Source organism: Methylorubrum suomiense (assembly GCF_022179765.1).
GTDB lineage: Bacteria > Pseudomonadota > Alphaproteobacteria > Rhizobiales > Beijerinckiaceae > Methylobacterium > Methylobacterium suomiense.
Map to the genome: position 1 here is coordinate 111,492 of NZ_BPRE01000009.1, position 19,824 is coordinate 131,315.

Sequence of the window (19,824 nt, forward strand, 5' to 3'; positions counted from 1 at the left end):
CGCTCAGCGCAAGTCGGCGCGCTTCTGCGCCTTGGTGTAGCTCGTGATCGCCGCCTGGCAGCCCGGCGAGAGCTTGGCCTTGTTGGTCTTGAAGCAGGCGCGCACCTCGGGACCGTCGGGGGCGAGATCGCCGCAGAAGCTGAGATAGTCGCCGGTGCAGTGCTGCCGCAGGGCATCGCGGTCGGCCGGCTGGCCCGGTGCAGGAGCGGCCCAAGCCGCGCCGGTGGTGAGAACGAGGGCGAAGAGGGTACGTCCGATCATCAAGTCGTCTCCTGCGCCCGGTCTGGCCGGGCGGCGAGGGTAGACCTGCCGATCTGGACGAGAGTGCGGCCATTGCATGGCCAGACCTTCGAAGCCTCAACGGCATGCCAAGAACGCCGGCTGCTCGGCTCGCTCTCTGCTCCGAGGGGCTGCATGACAGGGTGTGTCGGAAGCCTGCTTGGGATGACGCTCGCTGCGTGTTGACCCTCCCGCCGCGACCCCCTATTGCGAGCCACACGCACCGCCCACCGCCGCCCCGCGAGGCAGCCTCGGGTCCGCCGTGCGAGCGCGTAGCTCAGTTGGTAGAGCAACGGACTTTTAATCTGTAGGTCCTGGGTTCGAGTCCCAGCGCGCTCACCATCTCACTGAAACTTGCTGGACGATCCCACCCTCCGGCCACGAGGGATCACGACATTGCGGGCACCGATCAAAATGACGAAGGTCTCTGTCCTTTGTCGTCATGCTGATCAGGGTCGTTGAGAGCGGCTGTCATCGCCGCAGAGAGGGAGCATCGCGCCCGGCAGTGCGGCGGCGCTCCTGTTCCGCCTTATTTAGTATGACCTTCACCGCGGCACCGACGCTCACCAGGATATCTGCTCGCGTACAACGTTCGCCGATGGTCAGAAGATCGACCCATACACTGCTTTCAGAGCCAGTTGCGTAGATGAAGCCCTCGGTGTCGCGCGACGGTCGCTCAAACACGCCAGCTGATCGTATCGGCAGGATCACTCCAATCCTGCCGATACTGCCGAGGGTTAAGCAACGATTGTCCAGCCCGAATCGATCGAACCGATATTGGGCGCGGCGGCGACCCGCCCGGTCGCGTCGAGCAGCCATTCGTTGACGTGCCCGGCCGTATCCCGCCACATCAGATCGACCGTGCCATCTCCGTTGTAATCGCCCGTACCGATGAGGGTCCACTCAGCCCCAATGGTTCCGATGTTCGGCGCGGATGAAACCTTTCCGGTTGCGTCGAGCAGCCACTCGTTCACATGCCCGGCCGAGTCCCGCCACATGAGATCGGCGACGCGGTCGCCGTTGAAATCGCCTGTCCCAATCAACGTCCATTCGGCGCCGATCGTGCCGATATTGGGAGCGGAGACCACCTGACCGTTGCTGTTCAACAGCCAGGCATTCACGTGACCCGCTGTGTCTTGCCACAGGATATCGGCCCTGCCGTCGCCGTTGAAATCAGCGATGGCCTTCTTCTGCCATTCCGCGCTGATGGTGCCGATATTGGGCGCAAACGCGACCGCGCCGTCGCTGTTCAGCTGCCACTCGTTGACGTGGCCCGCGCTATCCCGCCAAAGGATGTCGGATGTCCCATCGCCGTTGAAATCGCCGAGACCCTGGAAGGTCCATTCGGCACCGATCGTGCCGATATTGGGCGCAACGGCGACTTGGCCATGCGTGTCGAGGAGCCACCCGTTGATATGGCCCGCTCCATCACGATACAGAATGTCGCCAGTGCCGTCGCCGTTCAAATCCCCGATCCCTTGCGCAACCCATTCGGAACCGATCGTTCCGATGTTGGGCGCTGCGGAGATTTGTCCGCCGCTTCCTATCAGCCATTGGTTGATATGACCGCTGGCATCTCGCCACAGCAGATCTGAAGTCCCATCGAAATTGAAATCCTTGGCGACATACGGCGAACCATCGTTGACGCTATAACCAAGGTCTCGCATGATAGCGATGTCGAGACTGGATATGTCATATCGCGTCTGGTAATAGAAGTATATTCCATTCATTAGATCTTGGCCACCGTGCTCGTGGTCACTATTGAATAAGTGAAAATATTGCTGGCCGTTGTTTAGCGTCGTGACCGGCACGGGCCCGCCCCAATTCTTTTGAGCGTAGTACCCAGTGAAATATGCACTTCCGTTTTGATTTATCGAAACAAGTTGGTCCCAGGGCGTCGCGTAGCCGGGAAGAGAGCCTGAATTCGTGTCACGATAGCCGGAGACCCCCAACCCATGCGCGATCTCATGCATGAAGACGCTGAGGCCATCGACTTTATCGGCCGGCGCGGCCGTGTTGGGGTCCAGCCAAAGTGTATTGAGATAGGCCGGATCGACATTGATCATGAGATCGGGGGATGATCCATTGGAATCCCGCGAGGTCCGCATTTCATAGGACGTATTCGGCTCATAAATTTTTCGATCACCCTCTGCTCCGACATAAACGACAGAGGCGGGGCCACCGCTCGCTCGACCACTTGAAGTGCTTGATACGTTAACTTGTATATCCAGCACGCCGAAGCCACGAATGTATCGCGACCATTGCTCGGCAGCCGCCGCTACGGCGTTGTACAGAGCACCGTCCTGCGCCGATTTGGACGGATCATTCAGTGTGACTGTATATCGGAAGCTCATTGCTCAAACCTTATTCCTGACGCTATACGATCACTTTATATTAAGCGCTGAATGCTGCCACGACTCGGGATGATACACTGGCGACCAGAGCACTCTTGTTCGACCCACTGTCCGCTGAGCAATATCACAGGCTTTCGCAACAGGCTAAATATCTCGTAACCGAAAATAATTTTCAATTTATTGATCGACCCGCCTCGATCACCCGCCCTCCGGACGACAAGCTCCAGGCTTGGCGCTGCCGCGGCTACCCGGTAAATTTGCGTCGAATACCTCATACGTACGTCTCGCGTCAGCGATGAGACGTCCTCGAATACAGGTGATTATGAAGCCGGAACTAGAAATTTAAATTGCATTCGGTGATGCGCCTAAAGCTTTCGGAATTATCACCCGTCTGACCGAACTTCACGAAATCGCCATTGGGACTGGTGCGTTCCACCCTGATATCCAGGCTCGTCATGAAAGCGTGACAGCGAGAAGCGAGCGCATCGGCGTATGCCGATGACACTGCAGAACCTGCATAGCTTGAGGGCGACGACGGAGGCACGCGTAGGATCGGAGAAGACACGATCCAGCGTGCAACGCCGAAGGCCATCGTCGTGGCCTTCCACCGACAACCGTTTCTACAGGTGAAAGCCTTTACGCAGCCCTGTGTTCACCGGTCGTGATGCTTGAGAATTCGTCGGAGATGACCTCGTGCAAACGCCTCAACCAGTTTTCTGCAATACTCGCTCTTTCCTCGGCTGCGGTCGCCCGCTCTTCGGCCGCGCGGATCCGCAATTCTGCCTCAGCCTCGATTTTGGCAGCTTTCGCCTCGGCCGCGCGCACTCTCTCACCGGCGCGCTTGATGTCCTCGCGAACGCGCTCCAGCAGCTCCTGAACCCTGTGCTCCTGCTCCTGCGCTTGCGCTTCTGTTTCGCGCGCATGAGCGGCCGCAGCTCGCACTCGGTCGATCAGGCCGGTCCAATCCTGGAATGACGGAAGGGGCTCTGAACTCGAAAGGGGATTTTGCTCGAGGCTCGCGTGGACGATGCGCAATATGTTGGGAAGCGTGGCACTCGGTTCTGAGATTGCCGCCAACTCCGCCATAGCGGGCGACGTCTCAAGCGCGTTGACTTGCTCTTCGGGGCGAATCTTGAACGATGGATCCCACCGCATCTTCTTCGTCAGGTCCATCGGGAGCGTCTTCCAGCGAGACATGTTGCCAAGTGGGCCCGTATGGGCAACCACGGGATCCGCGGCATCAGTCTCGTTAACCAATCCGTTCGCACAAGAAAATTGTGCACTCGATCACGCGATATCGTGAGATTGGAACAAGATGTGTCTCTTGAGACACGTTTTCCGTTAACAAATGGTTAATATATAACAAAATACAATTAAAAGATCTGTGTAGCTTACACGAAACCAATCGGCACAACTAAGATTCCTAAGATCGACAATACATTAGATGATGAATACAACATTATTGCGCAATGCGTGATAGCCGGCCGGTAATCCATGCACTGAGCGCGATGTAGGGATCTAGAACGATTTGGCAATTTGTAAAAAAGCGATAGCAAGAGAAAGAGAGACACTTGTATGCATGAGATTGTGTTGAAATTGCCAGACACAGGATTGTAAACCAAGCCAAATGCGTTCGGTGCCCAAATCATACATGTGGCAATTAATTATTGAGGCCAACAAGCAAGAGGAGCCGCGTTGGTCAATTTAATCGAGACTGAATTGCAACGCTCAGTGCGGGCGTCCATCGCCAGATACGTGCGGCAAATGGATATGAGCCAATCCGTCAAGCCACATACGATACCAGAATTATCCTTGGCAGCTATGAAACGCACACCCCGAATTAATGTGTGTTAGTTCAGCGGAAGCACCAAAGAAGAAAAAGACCGATCGCTTGTAGGGTGCACATTCCAAACAATGCAACGATCCACTTGTACAATTCAGCGGAGTTATCTCGTAGGACCAGCACATCCCGTTCGATAATTCGAATATGATGGGAATTGGCATTCTCATATTTCTTGATTTGTTGCCATTCGTTTTGAAGCTCGCGATGCCCCTGTTTTGCTGGGGGCTCATTATTCGCTGATTGCGGCATGGCAAACTGGGACAGCGACCCAGATGTTGTAGCGTCAGCGACAAGACGGCGAGCGCCGCCATCGCGCGCACGGATCCAATGTTCCTGACTGTTCATTGCGCCTACCTCTCGGAGGGCCGCGCGCGCGGCCCGCTACATCCTCGATCACGATCGCAGTCCGCTGGTCGAACTGCACAGCACGGCCCAGCGCACGGCCGTTATTCCGGTCGGCCAGTTGCGCCCTTTCATCTTTATGCATGTTTCGCGCCCGTTTTAGGCACCCGGACGAACAATCGTGTGACCGGCGAATAAGCGAGCCCGTGAAGGGCAGAAGCCGCCCTCCTGCCGAACTGTCGCCCGGACTTTCGCCCGACGGTTCGACGCTCAAGGAGGTAGAGAACGCGGCCAGCCAGCTTCAGCGCAGCAAGGTTGCCCCTCGCAGAGATGAGCGAATACCGACTGGCAACCAATTTGTGGTAACTCGAGCCTCCAACGGAGGCAGTATGTTGCGTCGTTTGAGCTACCTGCTCGTGCTGGTCGCCCTGACCGCCGGTGATGTGACGGCACAGGAATCGGCCATCCCCAGTGATCGTGCGACGTATGTCGGAATGGTCCGGCGGGCGGCGACCGAGCGCGGTTTGCCGCCGGATCTCGCCGAGGCGGTCGCGCAGATCGAGAGTTCGTACGACCCGCGGGTTGTGGGTACGGTCGGCGAGGTCGGCCTCATGCAGGTCCGCCATCCCACGGCTCAGATGCTGGGTTTCAAGGGCACGATTGCAGAGCTCGCACGGCCAACGGAGAATGTCCGCTACGGGGTCGCGTATTTGGCAGGTGCTTGGGGGCTGGCACGCGGTGACGTGTGTCGCGCTCTGATGAAGTACCGCGCTGGCCACAAGGCGGAAACGATGACGCCCCTCTCTGTCACGTATTGTCAGAGAGCACGGGCCTATCTCGCGGAAATCGGATCGACGCTGGCGAGCGGCGTCGGACCCGCACCTGTAGCGGCCGTGGCTCGCCCGACCGTGGAGCCTGCGGGTCCGGCCCGCATGCCGAGCTGCCAGCGAGGAACGCCGGCCTGTAGTAAGCTGTTCTGGGCAGCGCACGAGGCACGCGTCCGCCGCATCGTCGCGCAACTGCAATCGGGTCGACGGTCAGGAGGCTGAGAGCACTTGATCCGCTAGCCGGATACCGCGCTCATCGACAGATGGGTTCGGCAGAAATATGCCCCCACGGCAACTGCGCTGCGTCATGATTGAACCCGCCGAAGCAAAAGAATCCAGCTGATCGCAGCATCGAGGGGCGCCTGAAGGGCGCCCCAGGATCACGGGCCTAAAGCGGTATGAGGTGGCGCCTAGGCCGCCTTGCCGCGCCCGCCGCCGCGCTCCTTGCTTCCGGCTTTGGCGGTCTCGTTCTCGGCCTGGTCGTTTTCTGACGGATCGCCCTCGACATTGATGCGCTCGGCAATCTCGCTCAGAAGCGCGTCGGTCTTCTTCTCCTCTTGCAGGGTTTGATCGAGCAGCTTGGCCGCATCCGCATAGCCGAGCTGTTTTGCCCAGGTCTTGAGGGTACCGTAACGGGCAATCTCGTAATGCTCGATCGCCTGAGCACACGCCGCGAGCACCGCGTCCGATGCCGGGCTATCTGCAAACTCCTCGAGATCTTCTTCCATTTCAGAGGTCAGCCCTTGCATGGCTTCGCAGGTCTTGGCCCGGGCAGACTTTCCGATGATTTCGAACACCAGCTGGAGCCGTTCCACTTGATCGGCACTTTCCTCAGCATGGGTTTCGAACGCTTGCCGCAGCTCATCGTTTTTTGCTGCTTTGGCGGATTTTTTAAGCGCCTTTACCGACTGCCTTTCAGCATAGTAGACGTCTTTCAGCGTTTCATAAAAAGCATCCTGCAAACTCTTTTGCTTAGCGGCCATGTGTATTTGTCCTATAAAGAGAATTGAATAAAGCTGCAGGAGAGCGCTCACCGGCAGACGACGCCTTGAGAACCGACCGAAGACGGTTCGGGTCCGTAAATTTGTCGAGGAAAAGCTGAAAAATTCGAGGAACTTTGTAGGGTCGACTCAGCCAGCTTGCCGTCGCGCACCCCGTTTCAAGGCAGAGGCGAGCCGAATTGCTTCATGTGGCACCATCGCGGGGAACGTTCGCGCACAACGCAATGGGTCGGGTCAGCACCACCGAGTGCCTAACGCGCATAGGGCTCATTTCCTCGTTAACCGGGGCCCCTCACACCGCCCAATCGGTGACCGCGGCTTGCATGGCGAAGCCGCCAGGAGGCCGCCTCGACCGAGCAGAACGCGCGCTGCGGCTACGCTCTCTTGTGGAGACCATCCGAAGCGGTGGGACAACCAAAACCAGGCCAACGGGCGACGAAAACTCCCACGATTGTGCGAGACGATTGCGCGCAATTGGGTTATGAGACGATCGCATAAGCCACCTGTGCCGATGTCCAAACCCGCTCTCCCCAGTACCACCTTCGATCCCGTCCGGTTGGACGCCCTCGCCGCGCTCGATTTGCTCGATACGCCGCCGGAGGCGGAATTCGACGACGTTGCTCATCTGGCGGCATTGGTCTGCAACACGCCGGTCGCTCTAGTCAGTCTGGTGGCCGGGGATCGGCAATGGTTCAAGGCGCGTGTCAGCTTTCCGGCCTGCCAAACTGATCTGAATGCCTCGGTTTGCGTCCACGCGCTCGCGGCACCCGATCTCCTCATCATCCCGGACCTGACGGCCGACCCGCGGACGCGTGACAATCCGCTCGTGACCGGTGAACCGTCGATCCGGTTCTATGCCGGAGCCCCCCTGCGCAGTCCTGACGGGCATGTGCTCGGCAGTCTGTGTGTCATCGACCATAAGCCTCGGGCCCGAGGCCTCACCACCGCGCAGGCGGACGGTCTGCGGCGGCTGTCGCGGCAGATCACGACCGTGCTGCGCGAGCGGCAGCTCAACCGGGACATGCGGGCCGCTCGGGACGCGCTGCGGATCTCCGAGGAGCGACTCACCTTCGCCTTCGCGGCGGCGGGCGGCCTCGGTTGGTGGGATTGGGACATCCGGGCCGACCGGCTCTATGCCGGCGAACAATTCGCTCGAATGTTCGGTGTCGATCCGGCCGAAGCGGCGAAGGGCGCGCCGCTCTCGGCCTTCATCGATGGCATCCACCCCGATGATCGGGGATGGGTCGGCGAGCGGATCCAGCTCGCTCTCGAGAAGGGGGGCGAATTCAGCGAGGAATATCGCCTGCGCCACGGCGATGGGACGATCTCGTGGGTCCATGCCCGCGGACGCTGCTTCCACGATGCCGATGGAAGAGCGTCCCGCTTTCCCGGCGTGGTCCTCGATGTGACCGCCCATCGTGACGCGGTCGCGGCCCGCCTCATCAGTGAAGCCCGGCTGCGGACGGTCATGGAAGCTGTACCGGTCGGCATTCTGCTGGCCGAAGCTCCGTCCGGCCGCATCCTGATGGGCAACAGGCGGCTGGCCGACTTTCTCGGTCACGACACGCTCTATGCTCCCTCCAGCAACGCCTATGGAAGCTTCGTGGCCTTCCATGGCGACGGGCGGCCGGTGGAGGGACATGAATATCCGCTGGCGCAGATCACCAGCGGTGCGTGCAAGCGGGCGAGCCTCGAAGTGCAGTACCAGCGCCCGGACGGCACACGCCGCTGGATCGCGATCGCCGGCGAGGCGATCGAGGATGAGCAAGGCGCGACCATGGGTGCAGTGGTCGCGGTCAGCGACATCGAAGTGCGCAAGGCCGCCGAAGCCCATCAGGACATTCTCAACCGCGAGCTGTCGCATCGGTTGAAAAACACCCTGACGATGGTCCAGTCGATTGCCTCGCAGACCCTGCGCAACGCATCGAGCCTCGACGCCGCCCGCGATGCCTTGGCGGCCCGATTGATCGTGCTCGGCAAGGCGCACGACATTCTACTGGACGGGCAGACCGACAGCGCCCGCGTGGATCGGGTGGTGCAGGAGGCCGTAAACCTTCACGACGACACCGGACAACGCTTCCGGGTCACCGGCCCTGACCTGCTGATCGGCCCGTCTGCCGCGCTCTCGCTCGGCCTCATGCTGCATGAGCTCGCGACCAATGCGCAGAAGTACGGCGCCCTCTCGGCGCCGGGGGGCAGGGTCTCGATCGAATGGACGGTCCAAGGGGAGGGGGCGGATGCCGTGTTCCAGTTCGACTGGCAGGAGCAGGACGGCCCGCCGGTCACGCCTCCCACGCGCAAGGGTTTCGGCTCACGGTTGATCCAGCGCGGCCTTGCCGGGGGCGGCGTGTCGCTTCGCTATCGCAGCCTGGGGGTGCATTGTACGTTGCGTGCCCCGCTCGCCGAATTGCGCATCGACGTGCAACCGCTCGCACTCCCCTGAGGCGTCCGATGCGTGATCGGCGCAGTCGACACCCGCTTGTGATGCGTCGACGGATATAGGCGGAGCCTTCAGAGCGAAACGCCGTAGAAAACTAACGACCGATGGCAGGATGACGCAGGCCATGGTGACCGCGAACTGCCGCAATCGCGCGGCATCTTTATCGAGGGCAAGAATTCGTTAACCGTCATCTGGCCCTGGCATGGATCGAGATTGGGTGCGGGGCCGCTGGTGTTCGAGATATATCCGGGGAAGCAGCGGAGGCTTTTGGGCGCCGGCCTCGCAGCCACGCTGGCCCTCTTGAGCGCTTGCGCCGGCCGCCCGACCGGAGTGCTTCTCCCGATCGCCGAAACCGGGATGCTTCCGGGCACATCGCGGGTCGAGATGCTGGTGGCGACGACTCGCAAGTCGGCGAGCGATCGCGGTGTGCTCTTCTCCGGCGAGCGCGGCGACGCGGTGACCTATACCGATCTCGCCGTCTCGATCCCGCCGGACACGACGCGTCAGCCGGGGACCGTCCAATGGCCGAAATCGCTCCCCGGAAATCCGGCGACCGATTTCGTTGCCCTCCGCGCCGAGCCGGTCGAGCGCTCGAAAGTGTCAGCCTGGACGGGCCGCACGGTTCGACGCGGGGCCAAGCGCCACGTTCTCGTGTTCATCCACGGCTTCAACAACAAGTTCGAGGATGCCGTCTTCCGGTTCGCGCAGATCGTGCACGATTCCGGTGCCGAGGTGGCGCCGGTGCTGTTCACGTGGCCGTCGCGCGGATCCGTGCTGGCCTATGGCTACGACCGGGAAAGCACCAATTTCTCGCGTAACGAGCTCGAGACATTGCTGCGGGATCTCGCGAAGGATCCGAATGTCGGTGAGATCACGGTGCTGGCCCACTCGATGGGCAACTGGCTCACCTTGGAAAGCCTGCGCCAAATGGCCATCCGTGACCGTCGCGTCGCGCCCAAGATTCGCAATGTCATCCTGGCAGCGCCGGATGTCGACATCGATTTGGCCCGGTCCGCCTTCCGCGACATGGGCCCGAACCGGCCACGGCTGACTCTGATGGTGTCCGGCGATGACCAGGCGCTAGCGGTGTCGCGGCTGGTCTGGGGCGACAGCGTGCGGTTGGGCGCCATCGACCCGACGGCCGAGCCGTACCGTACGGAACTCGAGCGTCAGAATATCGGCGTCCTCAACCTTTCAACAGTGAAGGGTGACGATCCCCTCAACCACGGCAAGTTCGCCTCCGGCGATGTGGTGGCCCTGCTGGGCAAGCGCCTCGCCGATGGCCAGCCCATCTCGGACGGCCAGATCGGCATCGGTGATCGGTTGGTGAGCACGGCGGCCGGCGCCGCCTCGACCGTGGCCACCGGTGCGGCGCTGGCGGTGGCCGCTCCGGTCGCCATCATCGATCCGCAGACGCGCGAGACATATGGCGAGCATCTATCGAATGTCGGCTCGGGCCTCCGCGATACGGTCGGCTCAACCGTCGATCTCGCCGGCGCCCCCGTACGGGCTATGACCGGCAATCGCTAGCCGGCTCGTCCCCTCATCAGCCGAGACGAGCCGGCTCTGCGAAAACCGCTGTGTCAGGCGGCGGACGTTCTCGGCGAAACCTTAGCAAGGTGCGGGGCATGCCGGAGATCATCGGGTGTCTTGAAATCTCGCGCGGCACCACGGGACGCCTGGACGCCGCGTGGGAAGCCGCTTCGATTCCGGTAGGATCGCTTTCGACCGACATCGCGGCTGTGCCGCGCCGAATGGGCTTTGGCATCAATGAGATCGACCGCCGTGATACCGAGGAGAAGGGCGAGGGCGACGACGACGTTGTCGCGCTTCGGGTTGTCGTGCCGCAACGCCGTCATCACGGTCGCGATATCGATCCCGTCCCCGGCGACGCGGCTCCACAGACCGAGATTCTTATCGACCGACAGCGAGAGGATGCCGCTGCCGATCTCGCGAACGCCGTAGACGCGCACCAAGGCCTCCTTGCCCTCCATTCCGAGCGGACGCGTGATGCTGCGCGGCGCGAGAAGTTCAGTGAGGCCCAGGGCCAGGCTGAACCAGCCGAGACCCTTGGCAAGGCTGTCCGGCACGCCTCGCGAACTCGGCCCGGACCGTAAAACCTTCGGATCGCCCTCGGACCGTGTGATGTTCGAGAGGCTCGTGAGGCTTGAGATGTTCGTCATGATCTCTCTCGATGGGTCAGGGTTTAAGAACGACTTTGATGCAGCTGTCCTGCTTGTCGCGGAACGTTCGATACATCTCCGGTCCCCGGTCGAGCGGGACCTCGTGGGTGATGACGAAGGAGGGATCGATCTGCTCCTCCTCGATCCGGCGGAGGAGGTCGGGCGTCCAGCGTTGCACGTGCGTCTGACCCATACGGAAGGTCAGGCCCTTGTTCATCGCCGCGCCCATCGGGATCTTGTCGACCAAGCCCCCGTAAACGCCCGGTATCGAGATCAGGCCGCCCGGTCGGCACACATAGATCATCTCGCGCAAGACGTGCGGCCGGTCACTCTCGGCGAGCAGGAGCTGCTTGGTTCGATCATAGACCGTATCCGGCATGGATAGCGTGACGTGGCTTTCCATGCCGATGCAGTCGATACACTTCTCGGGACCCTCGCCGCCGGTCAGTTCATTGAGCCGCTCGACGACGTTCTCCTCGTCGAAATTGATCGTGATGGCACCTCCGGCCTCCGCCATCTCCAGGCGCTCCGGGATATTGTCGATGGCCACGACCTGCTCGGCACCCAGTAGGATCGCCGAGCGGATCGTCATCTGTCCGACGGGCCCGCAGCCCCAGATCGCCACGGTGTCGGTGGGTTGAATGTCGGCCTGCACCGCCGCCTGCCATCCGGTCGGGAAAATGTCGGACAGGAAGAGCAGCTTCTCGTCGGGAATACCCTCCGGCACCTTCTGGACGGTCGTGTCGGCGAAGGGCACGCGCAGGTACTCGGCTTGGCCGCCCGGATAGCCCCCGGTGAGGTGAGAATAGCCGAACAATCCCGCAGTCGTATGGCCGAACACCTTATCGGCGAGGTGCTTCTTCCGATTGCTCTTTTGACAGACGGAGTAGTAGCCGCGCTTGCACTGATCGCACTCGCCGCAGACGATCGTGAACGGCACGACGACCCGATCACCCTTCTTCAGCTTGCCGTTGAGATTGCGGCCGGTCTCGACGACTTCGCCCATGGTTTCGTGCCCCAAGACGTCGCCGGGCAGCATGGCTGGGATGAAGTTGTGGAACAGATGCAGGTCGGATCCGCAGATCGCGCAACTCGTCACTTTGACGATGACGTCGCGCCCGTCTTCGATCTCCGGATCGGTGACGGTGTCGCAACGGATGTCTTCCTTCCCATGCCAAACCAGGGCTCGCATCGCCTTCTTCTCCCATCGGCTGAGGGTGCGAGAGCCAAATCCGAGGGATGTATCGGAGCTGAAGTCTCGCGGGATGGTGGTCGGGATTTCAACGGGGCGAACCGGCCCGATCTCCGCAGCGTTCCCGCGGACAATTCCCTAGGAGACCTCCGCAACGCGGCACTCATCGGATGGAACGCAATCGATCCCGCGTCGGCAACGCACCGGCGCCGGACCTCGGGACATGTCCGAATCGCCCAGCCCAGCGCGCCACGTCTCTCGCAGGTCCCTGCGGCTTTGCCCGGGGCTATCGGATGGGGGGCAACTCGTGCCGCCCTTACGTCGGCAAACTGCAACGTGCGCCGCAAGTCATCCAATACGAAATCGATAGGGGAACGCTTGACCCGCTACCTTGTGAGTCCCAGTACATACTTGCTTGGAATCCAGTCGCCATATTAATGCGCAAATAGCAGATCTATATTTCCCATTTACCACAAAAATTCAGATCCGCTGTATACAATATTTTACCGAACTCGTCCCTGAGAATTGCCCGGTAATGCTGGGTCATGCCGTCTGGTATGTCGCTGTCGCACAGTCCAGGCAAAGCCAGAATCGTCGCTTGGCGGGCCTCGACAATGTCGCGATACGTCTCGCCGTCTTCGTCGCGCGTTTCTTCGCAACCCTTGACTGTGTCTATGTAAAAACGTGGCATTTTCTGTTTTTCTTGCCTAAAAGATAGGCATCAGATACAAATCCGAACAGAAAACAGCGCAATAACTTGGGTTATGATCATTACGAGAATCACAATACATCGAGCGCAGGCAGGGGCACTGGCGTGGCCGGGTGAATTACTAAGGAACTGGACGGATGTACTTCGTTGATCCGAACAATTGAATAGAGCGGCATCCTGGAGGGAGTCCCATGGAGCCGATCATCCCCGTCATCGAGCTCAATCGCGAGAGGCCCGATACCGATCGCATCCCGTGGCACCGAGCCCCGGCGCCGGATGGAAGCATGTTCGGTTGTGCCCTGGCACGCAAGCTCGACGCATTCGGCCCACTCACGGAGCAGGATCGGTCGGCACTTACGGGATTGACCGTCTACACGCGCCCGGTCGGGCGGCATGTCGTACTCGTCGAGCAAGATTGCGCGGCCGACCACGCGCTCATCGTCTTTGCAGGATTCGCTGGCCGGCATAAGCGCCGCGCATCCGGTCGACGCCAGATCCTGGCCTATCTCATCCCCGGTGATCTCTGCGACCGGGGAGCGCTCCACGGATACCCTCTCGACCACGCCATCGAGACGCTGAGCCATTGCCGGATCGCCCGCGTCCCCCGCGCAGCCTATCTCGATCTGATCGAAAACCATCCCGGCATCGCGTTCGCCCTGCAACGCGCACGGCTCGCCGAGGAGGCGACGGGGCGCGAGTGGATCGCCAATATCGGCATCCGCTCGGGCGTCGAGCGCGCGGCTCATCTCCTGTGCGAATTGCTGGAGCGCCTGGGATCGATCGGCCAAGCCTCGGACGGTCGGTTCGACCTGCCGTTGACCCAAGCGGATCTGGCCGAAGCTCTCGGGCTGTCGAGCGTCCACATGAATCGGGTGCTGCAAACGCTCCGGCGTGACGGGATGATCGCGTTGCAGGGCCGCCATCTGCGAATCCTCGCTCCGCGACGGCTTCGCCAACTCGCGGAATTCGAGGCCAGTTACCTTTAAATTCTTAGCTCCTCCCGGCCTTACCACCCCTTACGGCGGAGTCGCTGTCCGTTGGCGAGATGGGCCCGATCGTGCGGGGTCGAGCGCGCCTCTACGGTGCGTTCTGCACGGCGGGATGGACACCGGCGGCCGTGGCGATGAGTACCGCTTCGGGAAGGGTGTGGGCACCGAGGGCCTCCATCAGCCGAGCCCGATGGATCTCCACCGTACGGGGGCTGATACCCAGGGTGCGAGCGATGGTCTTGTTGGTGCCGCCCGCCAGCAACCCTTCGAGCACTGCGCGCTCACGGTCCGACAAGGTCGCAACCCGATCACGGGATTCATCGTGTACCCGTGTCCGCTCCGCCGTATCGCGAATGTCCGCAAGCGCCGTCTTCACCGAAAAAATCAGCGCGTCATTGGTCCAGGGCGCTTCAAGGAAATCGACCGCTCCCGCCTTCATGGCGCGAACTCCGAAGCCGACATCGCCCGCACTGGCGCCAACCGTCACCACCGGCAGGTGCGTGCGGTAGGCCTGAAGCTCCTTCGCAATCACGAAATCGCCGCGCTCTTCCAAGTCGAGCACGACGCAGCCGGGCATCAGGGAACCGGCAATCTGCAGGAGGGCCCGACCGCTGTCGAAGCCCTGGACTTCGTATCCCGCGGCCTCGAGGGCAACTGCGAGTTTCGATCGGGCCTCATCCGCGGTCGCGACCACGTAGGCGTGGAGACCCGCGTCCATCGTGATGTCTTGCGCGATCCCACCCACTTGGCGGCTGCGACCATCCTCCGCTGGGATCGGGAAGAAGGTGTCCCGGATCCGGCGTACGGCCCGGTCCGAGGCACGCAGGATGCGATATTCCACGACCAGCGTCTCACCGCGACCGACCCGCTCCAACGCCTGTGCCGCGCCGTCACGATCATCCGGGTGCACGCTGGCCAGCCATGTGGCGATATCTGGCATGTCCTCTACGGCCATGCCCCAAATCCTCTCGAAAGCCGGACTGAGGTAATCGAGCCGCTGACTTTCCACATCGGCCAACCAGAGCACGTTTGCCGAATGATCGGCGAAGCGCCGGAAGCGCTCCTCGCTCTCGCGCAGGGCCCCTTCGGCGCGCCGCTCCCGATCGACATCTTGCAGCACCACGATGGCCTGTTGGATCTCGCCATTGCTCTTCAGCACCGGAATCGAGCTGACGCGCATCCAACAGGCATGCCCCTCGGCGGTCCGGTGCAGGAAGCTCGTGCCCTGAACGACCTCGCCCCGGATCGCCCGCGCAAACGGGTATTCATTCGGTTCGAGGATCCGGCCATCGGTGTCGAAACCAGTCCATTGCGGCCGCAGCTCGGGACTGACGGAGGGAGCCTTGCCGCCCGGCAGGAACCGCCGACAGAGCGGATTGGTCAGCACCGCCTGGCCATCGGCTCCGAACAGTCCGGCTCCGAAGGGAAGATGCTCGATCAGCGCAGCGAACCGGGCTTGTTGCGCCTCGATTTCCCGCAGGGCGGATCGGAACCGCTCCTCCGTGCTGACCCGCTCGGTCGTCTCGTGCACATGGCAGAGCACGCCCTGCACCTGCCCACCATCGTCCCGGACCGGGGAATAGGCGAACGTCCAATGGCTCTTCTCACGGACCCCGTGGCGATTCACCGTGACGGTGTAATCTTCGAGATAGCTTGCCTCCCCGTGCAACGCACGATCGGTCAACGGCCCGATCTGATCCCAAGCCTCGCTCCACACCTCCGGGAACGGACGCCCCAAAGCCTCGGGCTTGACGCCGAGGATGGGTCGATAGGCGTCGTTGTAGAAGCTGACGAGGTTCCCCCCCCAGGCGAGATACATCGGAAAGGCCGAATTGAGCATACTGCTCAACGTGTACCGCAGGGCGAGGGGCCAGCCTTCGATGGGCCCGAGGGGGGTGGCTTTCCAGTCGTGCTCTCGAATGCGAAGGGCCAATTGGCCGCCTCCCGTCAGGAAATCGTCGGTATCCACGCTGATCTGCTTCCGGGCTTGCATCGGGGTGGACCACTCCAAGGTTCAGAGACCGTTGTGGTGGAAGGAGCCCATTCTACGGGGCCAGCGATGCGCGGATCAGACAGGCTGGCTTGTCCAGACGAGGCCAACCACTTCCGTTAACGTCAAAGCGCTAAACTCAAAGCGAGCACATATCTTTCATGTATGTTGATCGATGATGCGTAATCGCATTGCGCGATGGCGGCTGTTATAGCCTTATCCACTTCGGCATTTGGCATGCTCGATCGCGTCATTGATTTTTGTTGGAAAAGAATACCCCAGCACCGATGAGGCGGCGCAGGGCGAGCTAGATGATACACGATCAGCCAGAATACTCATCAGATCTGCACCAAAGAGATAAAAATTTTAATCAATGATAGAATGGTATCGACTCAATTTCGAATCATTAAATCCAAACCTCAATGACCGATATTGATGTAGACAAGCGACACTGGTCGCGATCGTCATTTGTACGTGTCCGACAAATGACGCCTCCAGTATCGACAATTGTTGATCTTGAAAATTGTTGTGGTAGCCGGGCAACGATTGCCGGTCGACTGTTAGTCGATGGCCCCACCCGAAGATGCGGCAGGGTGATCGCATTTCAAACAGGAGGGGCGGCGAGACCGCACTGCCTGCCGAGAGCCGGCGGCACGAATGCCGCTCGGCGATCGACGAAGCTGGTCGCGAACTCGCCGCCCGAGCAGGGCGCTATCGGTTGCCCGACTCGTTCTGCCCTTCACCACCGGCGCGCCCGGCAGGCGCGTTGTCCCGTGCGGCCAGCCCGTCCCTCGTACCGCCGGATGCTGACGGGCTCGTCCCAGACGCTGACGTCGAGCCGGTCGTCTGCGGGTTAGGATTTCCCGGCACGCTCGCGCTGACCGTCATGCCGCCCATGAATTCGCCGCGCTGCCAATTGGGCATGCCGATGGACGCGAGGAGATTCGTGGTCAACGTGCCGGTTGGTTCGAGCCCCTGTGCTTGCTGAAAGTGCGTCGCAGCGATCGTCGTGTCGTTGTTCCAGTTGCCGTCGAGATGGCCGGCAGCGTAGCCGCGCTGATTGAGAACTTGCTGAATCTGGCGCACACCGTCCGCATTCATCCAGAGCGCCTCGCCGGGGCTGTCGGCACGCTCCATGGCGATGCGCTGGTTGTCGACCTGCCGGTCCCCTCCTGGTCCAGCCGCCTGCGAGGGCTGAGGCCGCGCCGTTTTGGCGGCCTGTGGACCTGTGCCTTGCCCCGACGAGAAAATCCGATCGGTCAGGCCGAGGGCGGCGATCAGGCCGACTTCGAGATGACCTGTCGGCTCAAGCCCGTTGACCTGCTGGTAGCTGCGCGCCGCTTGCACGGTCGTCTGTCCCCACCGCCCGTCCACCTGTCCAGTGTTCCAGCCCTGTTGGTTCAGGGCCTGCTGGATCTGCCGGATACCGGCCGGGCTGACATAGAGCGGCGTGCCGCGGCCATTGGCACGTTCGATGACGATGCGCTGGTTGTCGGGCTGCTTCGTGCCCTGATCGGCTCCCTGGCCCACGTCCTGTCCGTCGCGATTGCCGAGAACGACGTCCTTCTCGAGACCCAAGCCGTAGACGAGCGGAATCGTGAGCGTCCCGGTCGGCTCCATATTCTGCGCCTGCTGAAAACTGCGCGCGGCGGATGTGGTCTGCGGGTTCCAGCGCCCGTCGACGGTTCCGGTGCTGTACCCCTTCTGCGTCAGCGCCTGCTGGATCTGCCGCACGCCCGCCGAGCTGACGTAGATCTGCGTCCCCTGTCCGTCAGATTGGTCTTGAGTGGTCCGCTGATTGCTGACGGCCGATTGCTGCGCTTGGGCGTAACCGCCTGCTAGTGCTGTAAGGACCGTACTTACGAGGAAGATTTGCTTCAAAGCCATGAAGACCTCCTGCCATGGACATGGAGGCGAACCGGGCCTGTCGACCCCCGTTTCCTACGGGGGAACCCCTAGGAGACACCCGGCGTGAGCGGATCCATTGTACAATCGTCGCCTTTTTCGTCGTAGCTCGACACCCAGCATCGCTTGGGATCAACCGACCCTCGCAATGGCCGCTTGGGCGATTGTACCGTCTCGGTACCCATGCACTCCCAGCCGAGTCGTTTCGGCATTTCGATTGAACCGAACGTCGGAGCGAAGCACGACACAGCCGTTCCGCCACCGACACGGTGCCGCTTCACACTTCGAGGTCGTTGCGGTCTTCCGAGACTGTTTCGCCTCACTTACCATCCGACTGCGTACTGGTCCCGTGTCGATCAATCGTATTCACATGATCGGCAGGCGGGGCACCGAGACTCGCTGGTCAATCGCGGCATGCTTCCCTTCCTGTGCGATGGTGAACGGAGAAGATTGACACACCCGCATCTGCTCGTGATCCTGACAGGCAGTACGTGATTCTACGCAGGAGCAATCCGATGCGTGCTCTCAATGTCTTTCTGGCGGCTTTTGCCCTGGCCACGGGCGCCTTCTGGTTCACGATGCTCTCGAATCCGCCGAGGACGGCTGCCGCCCCGCGTGCCATCGCCGATTCCTGGCCGGCCAAGCCGAAGGCACCGCCCATTGCCGACGACTACGACTCCGAGTTCTGAAGAGGACCTTGTCGTTCTTACACCACAAAAATTAGCGTTGCGCTGCGTGACGTGCAGTCCGACGCCACTATTCTTATTCAGTGAGTTCTATCTATAAGTATCGCTTCGCTATTCAATTTTTTTTAAATTTTAGATTCCTTGAACGAACACGAAGGCACGGCCGGGCCCGAATATGGCGCCTCGTCGGACAATTCGAATCAGTTGTCATCCCGGTCGCGACAGACGGTCGAACACCGCAAGAACAAGTTTGGACGATGTCGTCCGGAACCGCTCATCAAGCGAACACCACCCACGGTTTGCGGGCTTAATAGCTTTGGCCCGCGCTGCCTCATCCATCGTTCATCCGTCGCGCCGTTCTACAGCATCACATCCCAGCGTCCGACCTCGAAGGCGATTCAGCGGAATGGGTGGTGTAGGGAGCGATGTTCGCCGTGCCCGTCGAACATCCTCTGCCCAGCGGTCCAGCGCCTTGCGGCGGAAGCCTCTGTCACACTTCGGTCGGTTGGGGGCGGACGGCGTGGAGATCATTCCTAGATACGGTGTCGGTGCGGACGGCTGGTTAGGACGCCGCACTGCCCGCCGACATCCATGCTCCAAGAAGGCTGCCGTGACCGAACCCACATCGCACCCGATACGACCGGACTCGGACCCGCGCAGCACTCCCTCGCTGATTGCAGCCGCCACCCGTGATGCGAGTGCTCAGTTGGCGGATCTGCTTCGGTTGGCGCGGATCGAAATGCGCGGAAACGTGAGGGCCGTCGCGACGCTCGCATTGCTGTTCGGCGGAGCGGCGCTGCTGATCCTCGTCTCGCTCGTCCTCCTGCTCCTCTCGGTGCGGGATGCGATCGCGGTGCTGGTCGGATCCGATGCGATCGCAGCACTGATCGTGGCTCTGCCCTTCCTGATCGCAACAGCAATTCTGATGTGGGCCGGCCTTCGGAGAATGAGTCTGCGAGAGGTGCCGAGAGGAAAAACACCCGACCACTCGTGACGTGCAGGCGCCGGACCAATCGCGCCTGACACCGCAAGGCGTCCGCTGCAGCACCGTAGGCCATGACGACGGGACCGATCTGCGCAGCGG

The 19,824-nt window shown here is 61.3% G+C and carries 16 protein-coding genes and 1 tRNA gene; 7 read left to right on the forward strand and 10 right to left on the reverse strand.

Translation table 11 applies throughout. The features are described from left to right. Positions 1 to 3: 3 nt before the first annotated feature. Positions 4 to 261, reverse strand: coding sequence for a hypothetical protein (locus MFF26_RS15615; protein ID WP_137827313.1), 258 nt, complete (start codon positions 259 to 261; stop codon positions 4 to 6). Between the two features lie 284 nt (positions 262 to 545). On the opposite strand from MFF26_RS15615, the gene MFF26_RS15620 reads away from it, so the two are divergent. After that, a tRNA-Lys gene (locus tag MFF26_RS15620) sits at positions 546 to 621 on the forward strand. A 395-nt stretch (positions 622 to 1,016) separates the two neighbouring features. Here the strand turns inward: MFF26_RS15620 and MFF26_RS15625 are convergent. From MFF26_RS15625 to MFF26_RS15635, 3 genes are all read right to left on the reverse strand, one after another. Continuing rightward, entirely contained in the window at positions 1,017 to 2,633 is a 1,617-nt protein-coding gene (locus MFF26_RS15625) for an FG-GAP repeat domain-containing protein (RefSeq protein ID WP_238308179.1), read from the reverse strand. A gap of 636 nt (positions 2,634 to 3,269) precedes the next feature. Next, a complete protein-coding gene (locus MFF26_RS15630) occupies positions 3,270 to 3,806 on the reverse strand; it encodes a hypothetical protein (RefSeq protein ID WP_238308180.1) in 537 nt (178 codons plus the stop codon). 682 nt (positions 3,807 to 4,488) lie between these two features. Beyond that, positions 4,489 to 4,821: a hypothetical protein gene (locus MFF26_RS15635; protein WP_137827311.1), complete on the reverse strand. Its 333-nt coding sequence runs from the start codon at positions 4,819 to 4,821 to the stop codon at positions 4,489 to 4,491. 398 nt (positions 4,822 to 5,219) lie between these two features. Here MFF26_RS15635 and MFF26_RS15640 point away from each other — a divergent pair, with 398 nt between their 5' ends. Next, the gene (locus tag MFF26_RS15640) at positions 5,220 to 5,867 is read left to right on the forward strand and encodes a lytic transglycosylase domain-containing protein (RefSeq protein ID WP_238308181.1); all 648 of its coding nucleotides are present in this window, start codon (positions 5,220 to 5,222) and stop codon (positions 5,865 to 5,867) included. Positions 5,868 to 6,055: 188 nt separating this feature from the next. Here the strand turns inward: MFF26_RS15640 and MFF26_RS15645 are convergent, their stop codons facing one another. Beyond that, positions 6,056 to 6,628: a YciE/YciF ferroxidase family protein gene (locus MFF26_RS15645; protein WP_137827309.1), complete on the reverse strand. Its 573-nt coding sequence runs from the start codon at positions 6,626 to 6,628 to the stop codon at positions 6,056 to 6,058. A 529-nt stretch (positions 6,629 to 7,157) separates the two neighbouring features. On the opposite strand from MFF26_RS15645, the gene MFF26_RS15650 reads away from it, so the two are divergent. Next, positions 7,158 to 9,089: a PAS domain-containing protein gene (locus MFF26_RS15650; RefSeq protein WP_238308182.1), complete on the forward strand. Its 1,932-nt coding sequence runs from the start codon at positions 7,158 to 7,160 to the stop codon at positions 9,087 to 9,089. Between the two features lie 354 nt (positions 9,090 to 9,443). Next, a complete protein-coding gene (locus MFF26_RS15655; RefSeq protein WP_238308183.1) occupies positions 9,444 to 10,616 on the forward strand; it encodes an alpha/beta hydrolase in 1,173 nt (390 codons plus the stop codon). Between the two features lie 53 nt (positions 10,617 to 10,669). On the opposite strand, the gene MFF26_RS15660 is transcribed toward MFF26_RS15655, so the two are convergent. The 3 genes from MFF26_RS15660 to MFF26_RS15670 all read right to left on the reverse strand — a co-directional run bounded on the left by MFF26_RS15660 (position 10,670) and on the right by MFF26_RS15670 (position 13,152). Beyond that, on the reverse strand, positions 10,670 to 11,269 hold the full coding sequence (locus MFF26_RS15660) for a hypothetical protein (protein WP_137827306.1): 600 nt from the start codon (positions 11,267 to 11,269) through the stop codon (positions 10,670 to 10,672). A gap of 16 nt (positions 11,270 to 11,285) precedes the next feature. Continuing rightward, a complete protein-coding gene (locus MFF26_RS15665) occupies positions 11,286 to 12,461 on the reverse strand; it encodes a zinc-dependent alcohol dehydrogenase (protein ID WP_137827305.1) in 1,176 nt (391 codons plus the stop codon). A gap of 454 nt (positions 12,462 to 12,915) precedes the next feature. After that, a complete protein-coding gene (locus MFF26_RS15670) occupies positions 12,916 to 13,152 on the reverse strand; it encodes a DUF6894 family protein (RefSeq protein ID WP_137827304.1) in 237 nt (78 codons plus the stop codon). A gap of 209 nt (positions 13,153 to 13,361) precedes the next feature. Between MFF26_RS15670 and MFF26_RS15675 the strand changes: the two genes are divergently transcribed. Beyond that, positions 13,362 to 14,156: a Crp/Fnr family transcriptional regulator gene (locus tag MFF26_RS15675; protein ID WP_137827303.1), complete on the forward strand. Its 795-nt coding sequence runs from the start codon at positions 13,362 to 13,364 to the stop codon at positions 14,154 to 14,156. A 91-nt stretch (positions 14,157 to 14,247) separates the two neighbouring features. On the opposite strand, the gene MFF26_RS15680 is transcribed toward MFF26_RS15675, so the two are convergent. Together MFF26_RS15680 and MFF26_RS15685 are read right to left on the reverse strand one after the other, a co-directional pair. After that, complete coding sequence (locus MFF26_RS15680; protein WP_238308184.1) at positions 14,248 to 16,152, reverse strand: PAS domain S-box protein; 1,905 nt, start codon at positions 16,150 to 16,152, stop codon at positions 14,248 to 14,250. Between the two features lie 708 nt (positions 16,153 to 16,860). Further along, on the reverse strand, positions 16,861 to 18,036 hold the full coding sequence (locus MFF26_RS15685) for a peptidoglycan-binding domain-containing protein (protein WP_238308185.1): 1,176 nt from the start codon (positions 18,034 to 18,036) through the stop codon (positions 16,861 to 16,863). A 533-nt stretch (positions 18,037 to 18,569) separates the two neighbouring features. Here MFF26_RS15685 and MFF26_RS15690 point away from each other — a divergent pair. Next, a complete protein-coding gene (locus MFF26_RS15690; protein ID WP_171015364.1) occupies positions 18,570 to 18,743 on the forward strand; it encodes a hypothetical protein in 174 nt (57 codons plus the stop codon). Between the two features lie 607 nt (positions 18,744 to 19,350). After that, positions 19,351 to 19,734, forward strand: coding sequence for a phage holin family protein (locus tag MFF26_RS15695; RefSeq protein ID WP_238308186.1), 384 nt, complete (start codon positions 19,351 to 19,353; stop codon positions 19,732 to 19,734). Positions 19,735 to 19,824 lie beyond the last annotated feature (90 nt).

Excerpts from the sequence above, each read along its gene's own strand:
- MFF26_RS15615 (WP_137827313.1), bottom strand. The coding sequence starts at position 261 with ATGATCGGACGTACCCTCTTCGCCCTCGTTCTCACCACCGGCGCGGCT.
- MFF26_RS15625 (WP_238308179.1), bottom strand. The coding sequence starts at position 2,633 with ATGAGCTTCCGATATACAGTCACACTGAATGATCCGTCCAAATCGGCG.
- MFF26_RS15630 (WP_238308180.1), bottom strand. The coding sequence starts at position 3,806 with ATGGACCTGACGAAGAAGATGCGGTGGGATCCATCGTTCAAGATTCGC.
- MFF26_RS15635 (WP_137827311.1), bottom strand. The coding sequence starts at position 4,821 with ATGAACAGTCAGGAACATTGGATCCGTGCGCGCGATGGCGGCGCTCGC.
- MFF26_RS15645 (WP_137827309.1), bottom strand. The coding sequence starts at position 6,628 with ATGGCCGCTAAGCAAAAGAGTTTGCAGGATGCTTTTTATGAAACGCTG.
- MFF26_RS15650 (WP_238308182.1), top strand. The coding sequence starts at position 7,158 with ATGTCCAAACCCGCTCTCCCCAGTACCACCTTCGATCCCGTCCGGTTG.
- MFF26_RS15655 (WP_238308183.1), top strand. The coding sequence starts at position 9,444 with ATGCTTCCGGGCACATCGCGGGTCGAGATGCTGGTGGCGACGACTCGC.
- MFF26_RS15660 (WP_137827306.1), bottom strand. The coding sequence starts at position 11,269 with ATGACGAACATCTCAAGCCTCACGAGCCTCTCGAACATCACACGGTCC.
- MFF26_RS15665 (WP_137827305.1), bottom strand. The coding sequence starts at position 12,461 with ATGCGAGCCCTGGTTTGGCATGGGAAGGAAGACATCCGTTGCGACACC.
- MFF26_RS15670 (WP_137827304.1), bottom strand. The coding sequence starts at position 13,152 with ATGCCACGTTTTTACATAGACACAGTCAAGGGTTGCGAAGAAACGCGC.
- MFF26_RS15675 (WP_137827303.1), top strand. The coding sequence starts at position 13,362 with ATGGAGCCGATCATCCCCGTCATCGAGCTCAATCGCGAGAGGCCCGAT.
- MFF26_RS15680 (WP_238308184.1), bottom strand. The coding sequence starts at position 16,152 with ATGCAAGCCCGGAAGCAGATCAGCGTGGATACCGACGATTTCCTGACG.
- MFF26_RS15685 (WP_238308185.1), bottom strand. The coding sequence starts at position 18,036 with ATGGCTTTGAAGCAAATCTTCCTCGTAAGTACGGTCCTTACAGCACTA.
- MFF26_RS15690 (WP_171015364.1), top strand. The coding sequence starts at position 18,570 with ATGCGTGCTCTCAATGTCTTTCTGGCGGCTTTTGCCCTGGCCACGGGC.